Source organism: uncultured Rummeliibacillus sp., assembly GCF_934216135.1.
Lineage (GTDB): Bacteria > Bacillota > Bacilli > Bacillales_A > Planococcaceae > Rummeliibacillus.
The window spans coordinates 13,351-29,475 of the sequence record NZ_CAKQBI010000031.1 but is presented as its reverse complement, the minus strand read 5'-3'; the positions used below and the strand labels follow the sequence as shown (position 1 = coordinate 29,475).

General features: G+C 34.9%; 16 protein-coding genes. 2 read left to right on the top strand and 14 right to left on the bottom strand.

The features are described 5' to 3' along the window. Nucleotides 1-129: 129 nt before the first annotated feature. Both Q0977_RS15285 and Q0977_RS15280 read right to left on the bottom strand, forming a co-directional pair. On the bottom strand, nucleotides 130-669 hold the full coding sequence (locus tag Q0977_RS15285) for a C39 family peptidase (protein ID WP_299515503.1): 540 nt from the start codon (nucleotides 667-669) through the stop codon (nucleotides 130-132). Nucleotides 670-785: 116 nt separating this feature from the next. After that, nucleotides 786-1,505 carry a Fe-S oxidoreductase gene (locus Q0977_RS15280; RefSeq protein WP_299515501.1) on the bottom strand — a complete coding sequence of 240 codons (720 nt, stop codon included), beginning with the start codon at nucleotides 1,503-1,505 and terminating at the stop codon, nucleotides 786-788. Nucleotides 1,506-1,720: 215 nt separating this feature from the next. On the opposite strand from Q0977_RS15280, the gene Q0977_RS15275 reads away from it, so the two are divergent. Continuing rightward, nucleotides 1,721-2,437: an alpha/beta fold hydrolase gene (locus tag Q0977_RS15275; RefSeq protein WP_299515500.1), complete on the top strand. Its 717-nt coding sequence runs from the start codon at nucleotides 1,721-1,723 to the stop codon at nucleotides 2,435-2,437. Between the two features lie 44 nt (nucleotides 2,438-2,481). Here the strand turns inward: Q0977_RS15275 and queF are convergent, their stop codons facing one another. The 12 genes from queF to Q0977_RS15215 all read right to left on the bottom strand — a co-directional run bounded on the left by queF (nucleotide 2,482) and on the right by Q0977_RS15215 (nucleotide 14,081). Further along, nucleotides 2,482-2,982 carry a preQ(1) synthase gene (queF, locus tag Q0977_RS15270; RefSeq protein ID WP_119416684.1) on the bottom strand — a complete coding sequence of 167 codons (501 nt, stop codon included), beginning with the start codon at nucleotides 2,980-2,982 and terminating at the stop codon, nucleotides 2,482-2,484. 272 nt (nucleotides 2,983-3,254) lie between these two features. Then, nucleotides 3,255-3,950: an MOSC domain-containing protein gene (locus Q0977_RS15265; protein WP_299515497.1), complete on the bottom strand. Its 696-nt coding sequence runs from the start codon at nucleotides 3,948-3,950 to the stop codon at nucleotides 3,255-3,257. A 43-nt stretch (nucleotides 3,951-3,993) separates the two neighbouring features. After that, nucleotides 3,994-4,866: an ABC transporter permease gene (locus Q0977_RS15260; protein WP_299515495.1), complete on the bottom strand. Its 873-nt coding sequence runs from the start codon at nucleotides 4,864-4,866 to the stop codon at nucleotides 3,994-3,996. After that, on the bottom strand, nucleotides 4,820-5,776 hold the full coding sequence (locus tag Q0977_RS15255; protein ID WP_119416687.1) for an ATP-binding cassette domain-containing protein: 957 nt from the start codon (nucleotides 5,774-5,776) through the stop codon (nucleotides 4,820-4,822). The genes Q0977_RS15260 and Q0977_RS15255 overlap by 47 nt, the downstream gene beginning before the upstream one ends. Nucleotide 5,777: 1 nt before the next feature. Beyond that, nucleotides 5,778-6,197: a DUF3021 domain-containing protein gene (locus tag Q0977_RS15250; RefSeq protein WP_119416688.1), complete on the bottom strand. Its 420-nt coding sequence runs from the start codon at nucleotides 6,195-6,197 to the stop codon at nucleotides 5,778-5,780. A gap of 3 nt (nucleotides 6,198-6,200) precedes the next feature. Next, the gene (locus Q0977_RS15245) at nucleotides 6,201-6,650 is read right to left on the bottom strand and encodes a LytTR family DNA-binding domain-containing protein (RefSeq protein ID WP_299515491.1); all 450 of its coding nucleotides are present in this window, start codon (nucleotides 6,648-6,650) and stop codon (nucleotides 6,201-6,203) included. 324 nt (nucleotides 6,651-6,974) lie between these two features. Continuing rightward, nucleotides 6,975-7,187 carry a hypothetical protein gene (locus Q0977_RS15240; RefSeq protein ID WP_299515489.1) on the bottom strand — a complete coding sequence of 71 codons (213 nt, stop codon included), beginning with the start codon at nucleotides 7,185-7,187 and terminating at the stop codon, nucleotides 6,975-6,977. A gap of 18 nt (nucleotides 7,188-7,205) precedes the next feature. Further along, nucleotides 7,206-8,690, bottom strand: a complete 1,485-nt coding sequence (locus tag Q0977_RS15235; protein ID WP_119416691.1) for an NCS1 family transporter — start codon at nucleotides 8,688-8,690, stop codon at nucleotides 7,206-7,208. Nucleotides 8,691-8,755: 65 nt separating this feature from the next. Then, nucleotides 8,756-10,030, bottom strand: coding sequence for an NAD-dependent dihydropyrimidine dehydrogenase subunit PreA (gene preA, locus Q0977_RS15230; protein ID WP_119416692.1), 1,275 nt, complete (start codon nucleotides 10,028-10,030; stop codon nucleotides 8,756-8,758). Nucleotides 10,031-10,050: 20 nt separating this feature from the next. Beyond that, entirely contained in the window at nucleotides 10,051-11,394 is a 1,344-nt protein-coding gene (locus Q0977_RS15225; protein WP_119416710.1) for an NAD(P)-dependent oxidoreductase, read from the bottom strand. 28 nt (nucleotides 11,395-11,422) lie between these two features. Beyond that, a complete protein-coding gene (gene hydA, locus Q0977_RS15220) occupies nucleotides 11,423-12,826 on the bottom strand; it encodes a dihydropyrimidinase (protein ID WP_119416693.1) in 1,404 nt (467 codons plus the stop codon). A gap of 13 nt (nucleotides 12,827-12,839) precedes the next feature. Then, on the bottom strand, nucleotides 12,840-14,081 hold the full coding sequence (locus Q0977_RS15215) for a Zn-dependent hydrolase (RefSeq protein WP_119416694.1): 1,242 nt from the start codon (nucleotides 14,079-14,081) through the stop codon (nucleotides 12,840-12,842). Between the two features lie 495 nt (nucleotides 14,082-14,576). Between Q0977_RS15215 and Q0977_RS15210 the strand changes: the two genes are divergently transcribed. Continuing rightward, the gene (locus Q0977_RS15210; protein WP_299515483.1) at nucleotides 14,577-16,112 is read left to right on the top strand and encodes a CoA-acylating methylmalonate-semialdehyde dehydrogenase; all 1,536 of its coding nucleotides are present in this window, start codon (nucleotides 14,577-14,579) and stop codon (nucleotides 16,110-16,112) included. Nucleotides 16,113-16,125 lie beyond the last annotated feature (13 nt).

Genomic DNA, 16,125 nt, shown 5'->3' with positions numbered 1-16,125 from the left:
GCTAACAGTTCCTACTGCCAAGCCTGTAGTGGACTTTCACCACCAAGTAATCACCCATGCCGGGCGCACTTAAAAAAAGAAATGGAACATAATGTCCATTTCTTCTTTATAAATCCAACTATAAAATAATTAATACTTTTCAAATACAATTCCTCGTCCGGTAAAACTAGACAGAAATCTTTTTTCGGACACATTACTATTCGTTTTACCCCACCGAGAAGGATCACAAAATGCAATCATCTGTATTCCGTTTTCTTGATATCTGCCACATGCTACTATGAGATGTCCGCCTTTTCGGCCGTCTTCAGGTAATTGACCAGTAACCGATACAATCACTGGTCCTTTTTTTGATAGTAACTCTTCTAAGGCTTCCCCATCTTTTATAGCCAAAGGAAAAGCTTTCAAACCGTATTTTGAAGCAATATTGGCTAATCCTTGATGTATCCAGCCTTTTTCGCAATAAGCATTTAAACGAATTCCTTCAACTAATAATTCATAAGGAGATACCACTGGTATTTGAAAATGCCCCATAATCATTCTAAGACAAGCCAATCCACATATACTTTCTCCCCAATAATCAGCACCTTTTTCAGCCACTAAGACATTTTGTGGCCATTCTCCATCCTCAAAATGCTGACCGAAAAGAGGCATATTAAGGCAATAGTCCAAATCTATCGACTCCTTTTCTATTCACCATTATTATTTTATATGTATAATAAAACTTATCAAATACATAGAGAATATGATAAAAGGAAGCACATGATTTCTTATGCTTCCTTCTTTTTTTACTCACATAATAGCGGACAATATCCACATGCACCTAAGCCTGGAATATCTTTTGATAAACAGCATGATTTTCGAATCGGCTGATTTACAAGAGATGCTGGTGCTTTTCCCTTCGTATATTCATAGAAAAGAGATTTATCACTAAATCGATTCCAAACTTCTGCAGATTCTAAACATTCTAAATCATCCATTGCTTGATCTGCAATGCGAGGATCGTCGAGCAATTTTGCATACACATTCACTATATGTACAAAAAAATTATCCCAAATGACTCGTGGTGAAATTGATGTAGTATTGCGTAAATCTTGTACAATTTGATAACACTGTTTATACAAAATTGTAGAAATTACATTTTGGCGTTCCGAATCATCTACATATCTCCAATCATTAGGATTAGCAAACATACAAATTGTGTATAGACCATTCTCTTTTGTAGCATCAAATTGTAAATCACGTTCATCGCCATCCCAGATTAAATCGTATGCTGTTAACATATAAAATTGCATGGCAATAAACTGACCATATCGTTTTGAAAAATGAGATATGGCAGCTGTTTTCGATTTTGCACTTGTTATTCCTAACATCAAATCTGCAAATTCTGTTTCTTGAAAGAATTCTTTGTGAACTCGCTCCAATGTAAAAAGTGTACGTTTTGGAACGGTTGTATAAACATTGTATGAATCAAGCATTAATACTTGATCCGTTGTTAGTGCTGGCATAGTATCACCTATTATTTCATTATATTCTTCTCTATCATAGTACAAATTTCTCTTTTTAGCTTCAAAATTGAATTTTTAATTTGACAACAATACAGAATAATTTAACGACATTTTTTAACGTACTACTCAATCTTTTAAATATGTAATTTTCGGACTATTAAATATTCTTTTTAATTGCTATTATTAATAGATAATATTGGAAAAGAGGGATTAGTTTGATTTTACATACTGAAATTTTTGGGAATGGCGAACCTATTGTATTTCTTCATACAGGTTTACAAACCGGCCTTACTGATTTTGAGTATCAAAGAGAATACTTTCAAAAAAACTTCAAGGTTATTCTTCCTGATTTAAGAGGACATGGTAATTCTAAAGCAGAAGATTTCTCAAATTTTTTCGAGGATTCCGCTAGTGATTTAGCAGAAACGCTAGATTATTTAAAAATAGAAAAAGCACATATTGTAGGTTGTTCACTTGGTGGATTAGTAGGTTTATTTTTTGCAAAGAAATTTCCAAAACGACTTTTAAGTTTATCATTATCGGGTGTTTCCTATGAAAAACCAGACAATTGGTTAGAATTGCACAAAGAAGATGTGAAATTCCATTCACAATTATTACAAGATAAAGAAACTGTACACTTCTTCAATCAATTACATAAATCAGATTGGAAACAATTATTGGAACTTTCAAAAGACGAAAATTGGTATCCATTTGAAGTAACAAAAGATTTGAATGGAATTAGCGCACCCATATTATTTGTCGTAGGTGAAAGTAATCATACTGAAACAAAAGGTACCATTCACTATCCTAAAAATAGTAAGAATGTCCATGTTTCAATTATTCCTTTTGCAGGACATCAAGTCCACGCTGAGCAACCAGAAATTTATACAAAGATATTAGAATTATTTTTACAAAACATCCAAAAAGATTAGTATAAAAAAAAGCATTGCAACGCTGCAATGCTTTTTATACGCTATTATCGATTATCCACTTTTTCAGGATATAAATCATGATTCAACAAACGATGTTCTGCCATTTTTTCATATTTTGTGCCTGGGCGTCCATAATTACACCACGGATCAATAGAAAGACCGCCTCTCGGTGTAAATTTACCCCAAACCTCTATATAGCGTGGATCTAAAAGCTTAATGAGATCTTTCATGATGATATTGACACAATCCTCATGAAAATCCCCGTGATTTCTGAAGCTAAATAGATATAATTTTAAAGACTTACTTTCAACTAATTTTTTGTCCGGTATAAACGAAATATAAATCGTCGCAAAATCTGGTTGACCTGTCATTGGACATAAGCTTGTAAACTCTGGACAATTAAATTTCACAAAGAAGTCATTTTGAGTATGTAAATTATCCACTGCTTCAAGTACTTCTGGTGCATATTCATATAAATATTTTGTATTTTGGTTACCTAGTAAACTTAAATCCTTTAACCCTTGTTCATTTGTTCTTCCTGACATCTTTTTGCCTCCTATAATAGAGGAAATCACAACTTATACACCTGCAACTATTAGGTAGGATACTTTGGCTCTTTTGTACATTAAGCCATAAGTTCAATACAAATAAAAAAGCCATATCCGCAAAAGTGGACATGGCAATATTCGCATGTTCCATAGTTTTTTAGAGAGGGTTTGCGCTATGAACCTCTTATAAAATTTATATTTATCATACTTATTATGAAAGTGTAAGTCAAGAATTCGAATAATCTTTTATCATACAATTTATAACTATTTTACTTATTTGAAAACTTTTCTATACGAACCTTCAATTTTTCTTTCCATTCGTCTGCTAACTCTGGCACATTTATAATCCTTGTCATAGCATCAATGTCTTTAGTTCGATGAAAATAAGTATCCATACAATAGAGAACAGAGACTTCATTTGGATGTTTGTTTACTAACGAAACCTTTGAATCACTTCGTACAATACCTTCTTCTAATACTCTGCTCAAATAGCCAACGTATCCAGTATCTACTAGTCTCTTTAAGATTAGGGGATTATCCATTCTTTTCGAAATCGTGCTACATGGAACTCTCCCTTGTGTAACTTGAATGACCGCTTCTCCAACTTGAAAAATATCCCCGATACAAACATTTTCCTCCAACATATTCGTAACGGTTAGATTTTCTCCAAAAGCCGCTGCGTCCAATGGTTTTCCAAATTCATTTTCCCATTTAGCATAATGTTCAAAAGGGTAGACACAAACAGCTCGATCATAGCCCCCATGATGTTTCAAATCTGCTACACCATCCCCACGAAATCCATCTTTCGTTAGATATGCTTCTTCAACTGACTGCTTACAAATGCCCGTATTTACGATCTGTTCTTTATTGAAATGCATATTCTTAGGTAAACCTATTGAGAAATTCACAAGTTCTATATCCGTTCTAGTATCCAATGATGCCGTACCTACCTTCTTTATATTCATATTATTATTTTACCACTAGTTTAAATATTCACTATCTTTAATTTTAACGAGTTCTCACTTTAAAAATTAAAATAGATAATGAGCAAAAAAGGATTGCTGCTATTACTATGAATGACAAATGAGCAGGTTGTGATATAACATGATTATTCCATTCATAAGTTACACCGTATAAAGACATATACTCCTCTTTAGCTTGAGGTACTCCATTAAAAACTGTATTTAAAGAGTCGTGCATAAATAATTCTCTCAACATAACTGTTGGATGACTTAAAGGAAAATAGATCATAAACTTTTGTACATATTCAGGAAGGGCTCCCATAGGTACGTAAACTCCACATAAAAAACCAATGACAGTTCCGATAATTGTACTTAATGTTGAAAATGCCGTTAATGATTTTACTAATAGAGCACATAGTAAATTAAAGGTACTTGCTAAAATGACTGCAAATAGTAATACACCTATAATTTTGACGGAGGTATTCAAATCTAGCCATTCTGCACCAGTAGAAACAAGAAAGATTTCACAACCAACAAAAGCAATTATTGTAAATACACTACCAATAATGAACGAGTTAATAACATAGCTTATAAGTAATTGCCCTCTAGAAATGGGCATTGTTAAAAAGTCTTCTGCTCTCTTCGTTTCTAAATCTTGAACATAAATTCCAAAAGCCGCCAAGGTTGTTGTGATAGCCAAAATTGATAGTAAACCTGCTACCATCCATTCATTTACCATTGCTTCTAAAGCATTCGTTCTCTCTATCATTTGAGCAATTGAGTCAATCTGTGTTTCTCGCAAAAACAAAGCATATAACAATATGACAATCATTACGGATAATAATGAGAAAAATACAGTAGTTCGTTCTCTTCTAAATACTTTTGAATGTCTGCTTACTAAACTCATGATTGTTGTCATTTAATATATCCCCTTCCTCATTAATCCTAATGAAAACATCATCCATAGATCCTTTTATCACTTCAAATGATTGAACGACTGGTTCTAATTTTTCTAATATCGGAATGGCATCTCTCGTTTTCTTTAATGGTATTGTATAAGTATCTTTTTGAAACTTATATTTATAAGAAGATAAATAGCTTCCAACTTCAACATTTTCTTTAAATACAACAAGTAGTTGATCATATGCATAATTTTCTTTTAGATAATTAGGCGTTCCTTGAGCTACAATTTCCCCTTTCTTGATAATGACGATTTCATCTGCAACTGCTGCTTCTTCCATATAATGAGTTGTCAAAAACACCGTCATTTTCGTTTCTTTTTGAAGTTTTTTTATGGCTTGCCAAACAAATTGCCTAGTTTGAGGATCAAGGCCTGTTGTAGGTTCATCCAAAAAAAGAATGGATGGTCGATGGATTAACGCACGAGCTATATCGGCTCGTCTTCTTTGACCACCTGATAGCTTACCGTATTTTTTCTTTACAATGTCATCCAAATGTAAATGTGATTCTACAAACTTAAAATTTCTCTTCAACTCTTCCTTTTTTAATCCATAAGCAATCCCTCTATGCCAAATATTTTCATAGACACTTAACCGTTCATCTAGAAGACTATCTTGAAAAACAACGCCAATTTCTTTTCGAATAGCGTCATTTTCGTTTGTACCAATTGTATGACCAGCAATCTTAACAGTACCTGATGTTTTTTCCGTTAAAGTGCAGAGAATATCTATAGTCGTGGATTTTCCCGCTCCATTTGTACCTAAAAACGCAAATAGAGAACCTTGTTTTACATTAAAAGTGATTCCTTTGATTGCTTCAACATTTTGATAGTTCTTCTTTAAGTTCCGAACTTCTATAACATTTTCCATTTTACATCTCCTGTCTTTTTTCTAGTAATTCATTTATTTCACGTATTTCTCGTTTAGCTTTTGTATAAAAAAAGAACCAAATTATAATATATATCAAAACAACGAATATAAATGTATTTAACATCGAACTAATATTGCCGAACTCAAACCATTTGCCGTAGTATCCTGCAACTCCACTAGATATAATAACGAAAATAAAATGCATGGCTATTCTACTAAAATAAGAGAATCTTTCAATATAGAATATTAGTGTTGAAATTCCGACCACTACTCCAAAAATAGCAGCAACAATAAATTGAAGTAAAAGTTGTTGTCCAGAGATAGATGTATCTTGATTCACTAAACCGATTGTAACCATGAAATATGAAATACTAAGACTAAAAACAAGCCCTACTAATGCAGATTCAAAATATTTACTCACGTTTTATACCTCCTTCCCAATCCCTAACTTTTTCTTTAATTCTTTGAAATATTTTCGGCTAACATGTACTGAAGTACCGTTATCTAATATCAACAAAGTTGTACCTACTAAATCCATTTGAAAAGATCGGATATGGTCTATATTGACTAATGTAGATTTATTAACTCTTGAAAATTGTTTTTGGAATATTTCTTCAATTTCATATAGTTTTTTCTTTGATTGATATTCCTCTTCGTCTGTTTGTAGAAACACCTTACCTTTTTCAACATAAATGGTGTAGATTTCAGAAGCCTTTAGCATACAAATTTCTTGATTTATATAACCATCTATCATATTTTGTGAAGGTGTTTTAAGTTGATTGATTATTTTTTGTACTTCATCATCCAATTTGTTTGCATGGATATGAACCTCAATCTCTTGATATTGCTCATCAAAATTGAGCTGAATCTTCATTCGTCATTCCCCTTTCTTGTTTTAATATAGCATACAAAATTTGTAGATTTTAGTTTATTTAAGCAAGTAGTAAAAAGCTCATATTAAGTGGTCAATTTAAATGAATAAGTGGAATAACTGTAAATAATTTAATAAGTGAATATAAAGATAAAAAAACTGATTGGGAAACCCAATCAGCCTACTTTTTTATTATGATTTCTAGATACGAGAACTCAACACTTTCTTCCCGAACATTCACTAAAAATTGATATACCTGGCATTATTAAAAACAGAAGACACAAAAAATGCAATAAGCAATGCTTATCACATAAATATTTATTACTATTAAAGATTATGTTCCATTTGTTCTTTTAATTTAACTGACAGATATTTACGTGCATCAGCGGTTGTAATGTTCAATTTGGTTTGTTGATTATCATATTTTAATATAACCTGGCTTCCATCTAGGTTTTCTATAATTGATTCTATTTTGTATTCTTTGTCTAAAAGCTCATCTAATTGTGCAATTTCAGCTGCCACTTGCACAAATTCTGACATCTTTCTTCCCCCTTTTTATTAAGCTCTGTCTATCGTAGGTTTTTGTGATGCATCAGAAACAGACGCTGCTTCATCATTCAAATTAATCGACCAGCTATTTCCAACCGTGATACCAAGATATTTGGAATCATCAGGATCTACTATTTCTTGTTGTGGGTACCTCTTAAACCACCAATATTTCGCAAGTACGTAATATAAAACTGCTCCTACTATAAATCCAATTAGCGATGAATATGTTGGAAATATATTTGCAATAATTCCGCCAAGAATCCAAGATATGAATCCGGCCAGATTAAAACCACCTAAATATCTAAATTGACCATTTGCCTCGTATAGTTCTTGTACATGAATACGGCGTTTACGAAGAAGATAATAATCAGCAAATAATATACCAACGATTGATGTTAAGATGCCACCAATTATAAGAAGAATTGAGTTCAACATTTCAAATAAACTCCATGGTTGCGATAAAGTTCCTATAACCCCAGCTATCACTACACCAACCCAAAATGGTATACGAGGTCCCCCAATATTGGAGAAAATTGTTGCTGCAGGAATTACATTAGCTGAAGTGTTTGTTGACCACTGTGCTAATACAATCATTAATAATAATATAGCTAATATAAAACCACTTGCTGATTGTTGTAATGCATTAATCGGATCTGCAGAGCCAACAGCCATATAACAAACGGCACCGATCACAATCATAAAAGTATTGACAATTGGCATAATGATGAGCGACCCAACAAGTTGTGTATGATTACGTTTAAACCAATTACGTTCATTGACAGGCGCCTTAAAAAAGCGTGATAATGTGGGCATATCTGCAGCTAAAGTGGCCCAGAATCCCATATTTGCCATAACTACAATCATAAACGCTGTAAATGCTGCCATACCTGTAGTTGGTGATTCAACCCAAGACCAAACACTTTTGCCTGAAACTTCTGCTTTATCAGCTAGAGTAATGTACATCCAAAGTGATATTAAAATAATAATTGGCGCCGCTAAATCAGCGAAACGTTCAATCGATTTAATACCAAGTGATGTATTAAAAAGTTGTACAGTTGCAAATAAAAGAAAACAAATGAACCAATTATCAAAGCCAAATAGAATATTTAGAATTCCATTTATAGCAAGTGATCCGAAGTAAGTATTGATACCAAACCAACATGACGCTGTAAAACCACGAGCTAATGATGGAAGATGTGTCCCTATCGTCCCAAATGGTGCACGCATGTAAACCGGAAAAGAGAGACCATGTTCAATACCGATATCACCGATGACCACCATGAAAATTCCAATGAGAACCGAGCCAACTAACGTTGCTACAATCAGCATCGGCATCGATAAATGAACAATGCCTGCTGCACCTATTGCGAAAGCGGCAAGTACAATCGCCATCCCAATCCATATAACCGAAAATCCAAATGCACTAATCTTTCGCTCTTCATGAGTAATCGGCAACAAATCTGGAGACTTTAAATAATCATTATTCTTGCTCATTTTTAGATAACCTCCATACTCAAATAGTCCATTGGCTTAGAAATTGGTACTCTTGCATGTTTAATCTATTTGTTTTTGGCAAATGCATGATGCAAAGCTTGACGCTCATTCCATGTCATGGAAGGTAATGTTTGTGGTAATTCTTTCATAGTTATTGCTCCATCAACAGGACAGACAATCGAACATAAATTACATCCTACGCAATCTTCTTCACGTACTTTTAGCATCGGTTTACCTGTATCATGATCAGTATAACGCTCAATACATTGGTGCGAAGTGTCTTCACATGCTATATGACACTTGTTACAATTAATACATACCTCATTGTTGATATCCGCAACAATTTTATAATTGAGATCTAGGTTGCCCCAATCAGAGTATTTAGGTACTGTACGACCAACTAAATCCATAACGGATTTAAGACCCTTTTCATCTAAATAATTGTTTAGACCATCAATCATGTCTTCTACAATACTAAATCCATGATGCATGGCTGCTGTACATACTTGAACACCTGTAGCGCCCATAAGTAAAAATTCAGCTGCATCTTGCCATGATGAGATTCCACCTATTCCAGAAATCGGAACGTTTATATGTTTATTTCTTGCGCACTCACCAACCATGTTTAGTGCAATTGGTTTTACAGCTGGACCGCAATAACCGCCATGGGCGCCTTTACCAGCTACATGTGGGATTGTATTCCATGTGTTTAAATCGACACCTGCTAAACTATTAATCGTATTAATCATACTGATAGCATCTGCACAACCTTGTACTGCAGCCTCTGCTGTAACCGTGATGTCTGTAATATTCGGAGTCAATTTAACAATTACCGGTTTTGTTGCAACCTCTTTTGCCCATGCTGTTTGTTTTTCAACAAGAGCAGGTACTTGACCTGATGCAGATCCCATCCCACGTTCAGCCATTCCATGTGGACAGCCGAAATTTAGTTCGAAACCATCTACACCTACATCTTCTACGCGTTTTACAATTTCATGCCACTTTTCCTGCTTTGGTTCCACCATTAGTGATGCAATAATAGCGTGATTTGGAAATTTCTTTTTAGTTTCATAGATTTCTTTTAAATTGACTTCTAATGGTCGGTCAGTGATTAGTTCTATATTGTTAAAACCAGCTACTTGTTGACCATTAAAACTTACCGCTGCAAAACGTGATGATACGTTTAAAATAGGATCACCTAATGTCTTCCAAACAGCACCTCCCCACCCTGCCTCAAATGCACGTTGTACCTGATAACCAGAGTTTGTCGGTGGTGCAGATGCAAGCCAAAATGGGTTTGGTGATTCAATACCCGCTAAGTTAATTCGTAAATCTGCCATAATAGTCCCCCCTCAAGGAATTACGCGATTTCGGATATATTATTAAATTGTTGATGAATGATATTTGCACAATCTTTTCCTTGTTGTGCAGCTGATACAACAGTGGCATCTCCATAACCATTCCCATAAATAACATCCCCGCAAGCAAAGATTTTTGGGTTGGATGTTTGCAAAGTTATTGGATCAACTTCAACAATTCCACTATTATGCTTTAGTCCAAACTGTTCGATTAAAGCCTGATGGCGTGTTTGTCCGATTGCGCGAATAACAGCATCTACCTGCATAATATAATTTGAATCTTTCACTTCATGGAGTTTTGCTTTTCCATCTACTTCTTCGCCTAATTCCATTTTCACGCATTCTAATCCAATGACATTCCCTTCTTCATCACCAATAATTCGTTTTGGTAACGATAACCAACGGAATTCTACACCTTCTTGTTTTGCAAAGTCATATTCAAAAGGATAGGCAGTCATTTCATTTATTGTACGGCGATAAATTATTTGTACTTGTGCCGCACCCAAACGAACAGAGCATGTAGCTGCATCGATTGCTGTATTACCTGCACCAATAACGGCTACACTTTTACCTATTAAATCATTTGTAATTGTACGCTTAGTACTTTTTACAAAATCAATAGCATCGTACACACCATTTAAGGTTTCTCCTTCAATTCCAAGCATAGGTACAGTATTCATACCAACAGCAAGTAAAATACGATCGTAGTTATTGATGAGTTCTTCAACGGAGATATTATCTCCAACTCGATGATTGGTTTTAATATCTACACCTAGCTTTTTTACTTGTTCTACTTCCCATTGTACGATGTGTTGAGGAAGTCGGAATGAAACAATACCATACTGATTTAATCCTCCTGCCTTCTCTTCTGCTTCATACATAGTGACAGCATAACCAAATCGTCGTAATTCACGGGCTGCAGATAATCCTGCAGGTCCACTACCAATAATCGCTATTTTCTTACCGTTATTAGGTGCTGATTCAAATAATTCTATGTCATTTACCATTGCCCAATCAGTTGCATGACGTTGTAAATCACCAATTTTTATAGGCTTTTCAGCATGATTGAGCACACATGCCCCTTCACAAAGTTCTTCTGTTGGACAAACGCGGGCACAACTAGCACCAACTGGATTGGCATCTAAAATGACTTTAGCGGATCCTTTTAAATTTCCTGATGCAATTTTCTTTATAAAACTTGGTACATTGATACTTGTTGGACACGCTTGAATACACGGTGCATCATAGCAAAATAAACATCGGTTTGCTTCTTCAAGAGCAGCGTATGGTGTTAGACCACTATATGCTTCATCAAAATTCCTTTCTAATGAACTCAACTCTTTCATAGCCTTCCCCCCGTTATTTTGTTGTGTTTTATTTTGCTGTGACTGTTTTTTCATCTTTTTTCACTTCACGTCGAATATATTGACCGCTTCCGAGCTTGCCAACAAACTTTTTGTCTTTAATAACAAATTCTCCTCGACTTAATACACTAATTGGCTCGCCTTTTACTTTTAGACCTTCAAAGGCATTGTAATCTACATTCATATGATGCGTTTCCGATGAAATTACTCGCTCCACATTTGGATCAAATAAGACCAGATCTGCATCTGAGCCAATTGCAATCGTTCCTTTTTGTGGAAATAATCCAAATGTTTTAGCAGCACTAGTCGATACCATATCAACAAATTCATTGATAGTAATTCTTCCTTTCACTACCCCTTCTGAATAAAGAACACTGAACCGATCTTCGATGAATGGACCACCGTTTGGTATTTTCGAAAAATCATCCTTACCAAGTTGCTTTTTACCTTTAAAACTAAAAGAACATTGGTCAGAACCAATTGTCTGTAATTGCTTTGCCTTTAGCGCATTCCAAAGTACTTCCTGATGTTCTTTTGGTCGTAAAGGTGGTGACCAAACATATTTTGCCCCTTCGAAATTCGGCTTTTCTAAAGCTGTTTGATCTAGTACTAGATAAGGGGGACATGTTTCACCATAGACTTGATAGCCTTTTTCTCGTGCCCGGATAATTTCATCTACTGCTTCTTTACAAGTTACATGTACTACATACAACTTTGCACCAGCAAGATTTGCTAACTCAATTGCACGTTTTGTTGCTTCCCCTTCCAATTGGGGTGGTCTTGTAAGCGCATGATAAATGGGTTCTGTGTGCCCTAATGCTTTTGCTTCTTCCACTAGTTCATCGATCACCGAACCATTTTCACAATGTACCATTACAATAGCATCTTTTTCTTTTCCCACTTTAAACGCTTGGAATAATGTACGGTCTGTCGCTTGGAATTCTTTTGCATAGGCCAAAAATACTTTTACTGAGTTAATACCAGCAACTTCAAGTGCTTCTGGAAGCTGTTTTAACGTTTCTTCTGTTAAATCTGCTATCATCAAATGGAAGCCATAATCGATAACTGCTTTGTCTTTTGCTTTTTCATGCCATTTATCTACCGCATCTAATAATCTTGCTTCACCAGTAGTTAAACAAAAATCAAGTATTGTAGTAGTACCTCCAAAGGCAGCTGCAATCGTTCCTGATTCCCAATCATCATCTGTTACTGTGTTATTAAATGGCATATCTAAGTGAGTGTGCGGATCGATTCCACCTGGAAAAACAAATTTGCCAGTGGCATCAATAACTTCTGCATCTTCTGATTGAATCGCTTGTCCTATTTCTATAATTTTACCGTTCTCAATTAATACATCTGCTTCATACTGATCAGCTGCTGTTACAATTGTTCCACCTGTAATAATTTTTTTCATACGTTTTTCCCCTTTACATTGTTTTCGATTCTTGTTTAGACAAATTTCTTTGTAAAGCAAGTACCGTACGCAATAAAACATTTGCTCCTTTTACACAATCCTCAAAGCTTGTTAACTCTTCCTCACAATGACTTTTACCATTGACACTTGGTACGAAAATCATAGCTGATGGAATATAACTTGCGATGAATTGTGCATCATGCCCTGCTCCGCTATACATACGTTTGAACGTATAACTATATTCCTCGCATGCATTTTGAATTAGACTACAAAGTGACTCGTCAAATTGAACGGTATCTCGACTCCATAGTTTTTCAAAGGATACACTACATCCCGCTTGCTCTTCAGGTAAACTGAAGATGACCTCTTCTACTTCTTTTATTTTTGCTGGGTCTTGATGACGTGCTTCTAACGTAAACACCACTTTATTGGGTATTACTGTATGAATATTAGGTGTTACATTTACACGTCCCATTGTATAAACAAGCGCATCATCAATCTTATCTAGTTTTTTTCGCATTTCTGTTATTAAATCTGTCGCTAAAAAGAATGGATCCTTTCTTAACTTCATTGGTGTGGTACCTGCATGATTTGATTGACCAGTAATCGTTATTTCATAACACACCATACCAAGAACACCTTCAACGACCCCTATTTCAAGTTGTTCACTCTCAAGAACAGGCCCTTGTTCAATATGCAACTCAAGATAAGAAAGCGCTTTCTTCAATCGATTTGATTTTTTACCAACATAGCCACTTGCTTCAAGTGCTTCTTTAAATGTCACTCCGTCTTTATCCTTCGAATATAACATTTTTTCTTTATCGAACTTATTTGCTAATACTCCTGAGCTCATCATAGCTGGATCAAATCTTGCCCCTTCTTCATTTGTGAAATTCATAACTACAATAGGTGCTATCAGCTCTTCTTTATGTTCTATTAATGTTTTTACAACCTCAAGTCCAGATAAAACGCCTAATACGCCATCAAACCTTCCGCCTTTTTCGACAGAGTCAAGATGGGAGCCAATAACGATGGGAGGAATGTCCTTTTTCCCATCAAGTTTTGCATACATATTCCCCATGTCGTCCCACACCACATCTAACCCCAATTCTTCACAGAACTTTCGAAAATAATCTCTCGCCTGTACATCCTCTTGTGAGAAGCAAAGTCTTGTTACACCATTGTTAGATGTCTTGCCAAACATACTAAACTCATATAGTAATTCTTCAAGTCTACTTTTGTTACACGAATACATGAGATTACCTCCTCAATTTGTTTAATCCTGTATTAGCTTTCAAGTTAATTTAAGTTTGAATTTTCAGTAATTTATATTTGTATTAATTTAATAGCCTTTCAACCTTTTTAGGGTAGTTAAATAGTATGAAGGTATTTATAAAAATATGATTTTATACTATATAGTTTTAACATTATTAAATTCCCACTGATGAAGTTTCACTTTAATTCCTCTGAACTTTCAATTAAATTTTTTGCAAGGAGCATAAACTCTATTGTTATGACCTGCATTTTTAATCCCTATGTTCTTCATCGATTCAACGTTTATCAAATTTTATAAATTCTTATTTTTGTACGATTACCTTATTACTCAACGTAAAGTAAAAGTAATTAAAGAACAAAATAGTTCTATTTTCAGCAATGAAAAACTAGATATAAAGTGAAAGTCCATTCAATGAATGCTAATTGAATATTGCAAAATAATTAAATCAAATTTATAAGAAGAGGTGCTCTTAATATGACAGTTGAACAAAAAGCAAAAACATTAACTCACTTTATTAATGGTGAAGAAGTAATTGGCGTAAGTTCCCGCTATTCAGATGTCTTTAATCCATCTACTGGTGAAGTAATAGCTCAAGTTCCGTTAGCTACAAAAGAAGAAGTGCAAAACGCAATTGAACTTGCCAAAAATGCATATCCTGGATGGAAAAACACTGCAATTGGTAAACGAATCGAAGTCGTTTTTCGTTTTCGTCAGCTATTAGTTGAACACCAAGAAAAGCTGATTGATGTGATTTGTGAAGAAAGTGGAAAAACAAGAGAGGATGCAAAAGGTGAAATTCTCCGCGGTATTGAGTCTGTTGATATGGCCATTTCTGCACCTCAAATGTTAAAGGGAGAATATTCTGTTAATGTTGGCGGTAATATTAATGCTTATTCTGCAAAATCACCTTTAGGTGTTGTAGCTTGTATTGCCCCATTTAACTTCCCTGTCATGGTACCGCTTGCGATTACAAGTATGGCTGTTGCAGTTGGTAATGCTGTTATTCTCAAACCATCAGAACGTGTTCCAATTTCAGCGTTATATTTAAGCAAATTGTGGAAAGAAGCAGGATTACCTAACGGAATCTGGACAGTTATCAATGGAGATAAAGATGCTGTCAATGAGCTGTTAGAAAATGAAAGTATTCAAGCCATCTCATTTGTTGGCTCTACTCCTGTTGCAGAGTATATTTACCAAACTGGAACTAAGCACAATAAACGTGTAGCAGCATTTGGTGGCGGTAAAAACTTTATGATCGTAATGCCTGATGCAAACCTAGAACAAACGGCTAATGCTTTCCTTGGAGCCGCATATGGTGCAGCTTCACAACGTTGTATGGCGATTTCAGGTGCTATTACAGTTGGTGCTGATACTGAAAAAAAATTCATCGAAATCTTAAAAGAAAAAATTGCTAACTTAAAAGTTGGACCTTATACAGATCCAGAAGTAGACTTTGGCCCTGTTATTACTAAACATTCGAAAGATAACATTATCAAACATATCAATCTAGCTCTTGAAGAAGGTGCTAGCATTGCCGTTGATGGACGAAAACCAGAAATAAGCGAAAACTCAAATGGATTCTATTTAGGACCAACATTACTTCATGATGTAAAACCAGACATGACCATATTCAAAGAAGAAGTGTTTGGCCCTGCTCGAATTGTTGTAGGAGTTGAAACATTACAACAAGCAATCAATTTGATTAACGACCACGAGTTGGGTAATGGTGTCACCATTTTCACAAACAGCGGTCCTGCTGCTCGTAAATTCCAAGAAGAAATTGAAGTGGGAATGGTTGGTGTCAATGTACCAATCCCAATTCCAGTTGGTTATCATAACTTTGGTGGTTGGAAACGTTCTAAATTCGGTGAAGGCCATATGTTTGGTCCAGACCAAGCTCGTTTCTTCACAAAAACAAAAACTATTTCTGAAAGATGGCCAGATGAAACAGAAGATACTACAACTTCATTTGCCTTTCCTAGTAACGATGAGGTAAAGCTAAATGATTAACCTTGAAGAACGC

Coding starts and splice junctions, on each gene's coding strand:
- Q0977_RS15280 (WP_299515501.1), bottom strand. CDS start 1,505: ATGCCAGCACTAACAACGGATCAAGTATTAATGCTTGATTCATACAAT.
- queF (WP_119416684.1), bottom strand. CDS start 2,982: ATGTCAGGAAGAACAAATGAACAAGGGTTAAAGGATTTAAGTTTACTA.
- Q0977_RS15265 (WP_299515497.1), bottom strand. CDS start 3,950: ATGAATATAAAGAAGGTAGGTACGGCATCATTGGATACTAGAACGGAT.
- Q0977_RS15260 (WP_299515495.1), bottom strand. CDS start 4,866: ATGACAACAATCATGAGTTTAGTAAGCAGACATTCAAAAGTATTTAGA.
- Q0977_RS15255 (WP_119416687.1), bottom strand. CDS start 5,776: ATGGAAAATGTTATAGAAGTTCGGAACTTAAAGAAGAACTATCAAAAT.
- Q0977_RS15245 (WP_299515491.1), bottom strand. CDS start 6,650: ATGAAGATTCAGCTCAATTTTGATGAGCAATATCAAGAGATTGAGGTT.
- Q0977_RS15240 (WP_299515489.1), bottom strand. CDS start 7,187: ATGTCAGAATTTGTGCAAGTGGCAGCTGAAATTGCACAATTAGATGAG.
- Q0977_RS15235 (WP_119416691.1), bottom strand. CDS start 8,690: ATGAGCAAGAATAATGATTATTTAAAGTCTCCAGATTTGTTGCCGATT.
- preA (WP_119416692.1), bottom strand. CDS start 10,030: ATGGCAGATTTACGAATTAACTTAGCGGGTATTGAATCACCAAACCCA.
- Q0977_RS15225 (WP_119416710.1), bottom strand. CDS start 11,394: ATGAAAGAGTTGAGTTCATTAGAAAGGAATTTTGATGAAGCATATAGT.
- hydA (WP_119416693.1), bottom strand. CDS start 12,826: ATGAAAAAAATTATTACAGGTGGAACAATTGTAACAGCAGCTGATCAG.
- Q0977_RS15215 (WP_119416694.1), bottom strand. CDS start 14,081: ATGTATTCGTGTAACAAAAGTAGACTTGAAGAATTACTATATGAGTTT.
- Q0977_RS15210 (WP_299515483.1), top strand. CDS start 14,577: ATGACAGTTGAACAAAAAGCAAAAACATTAACTCACTTTATTAATGGT.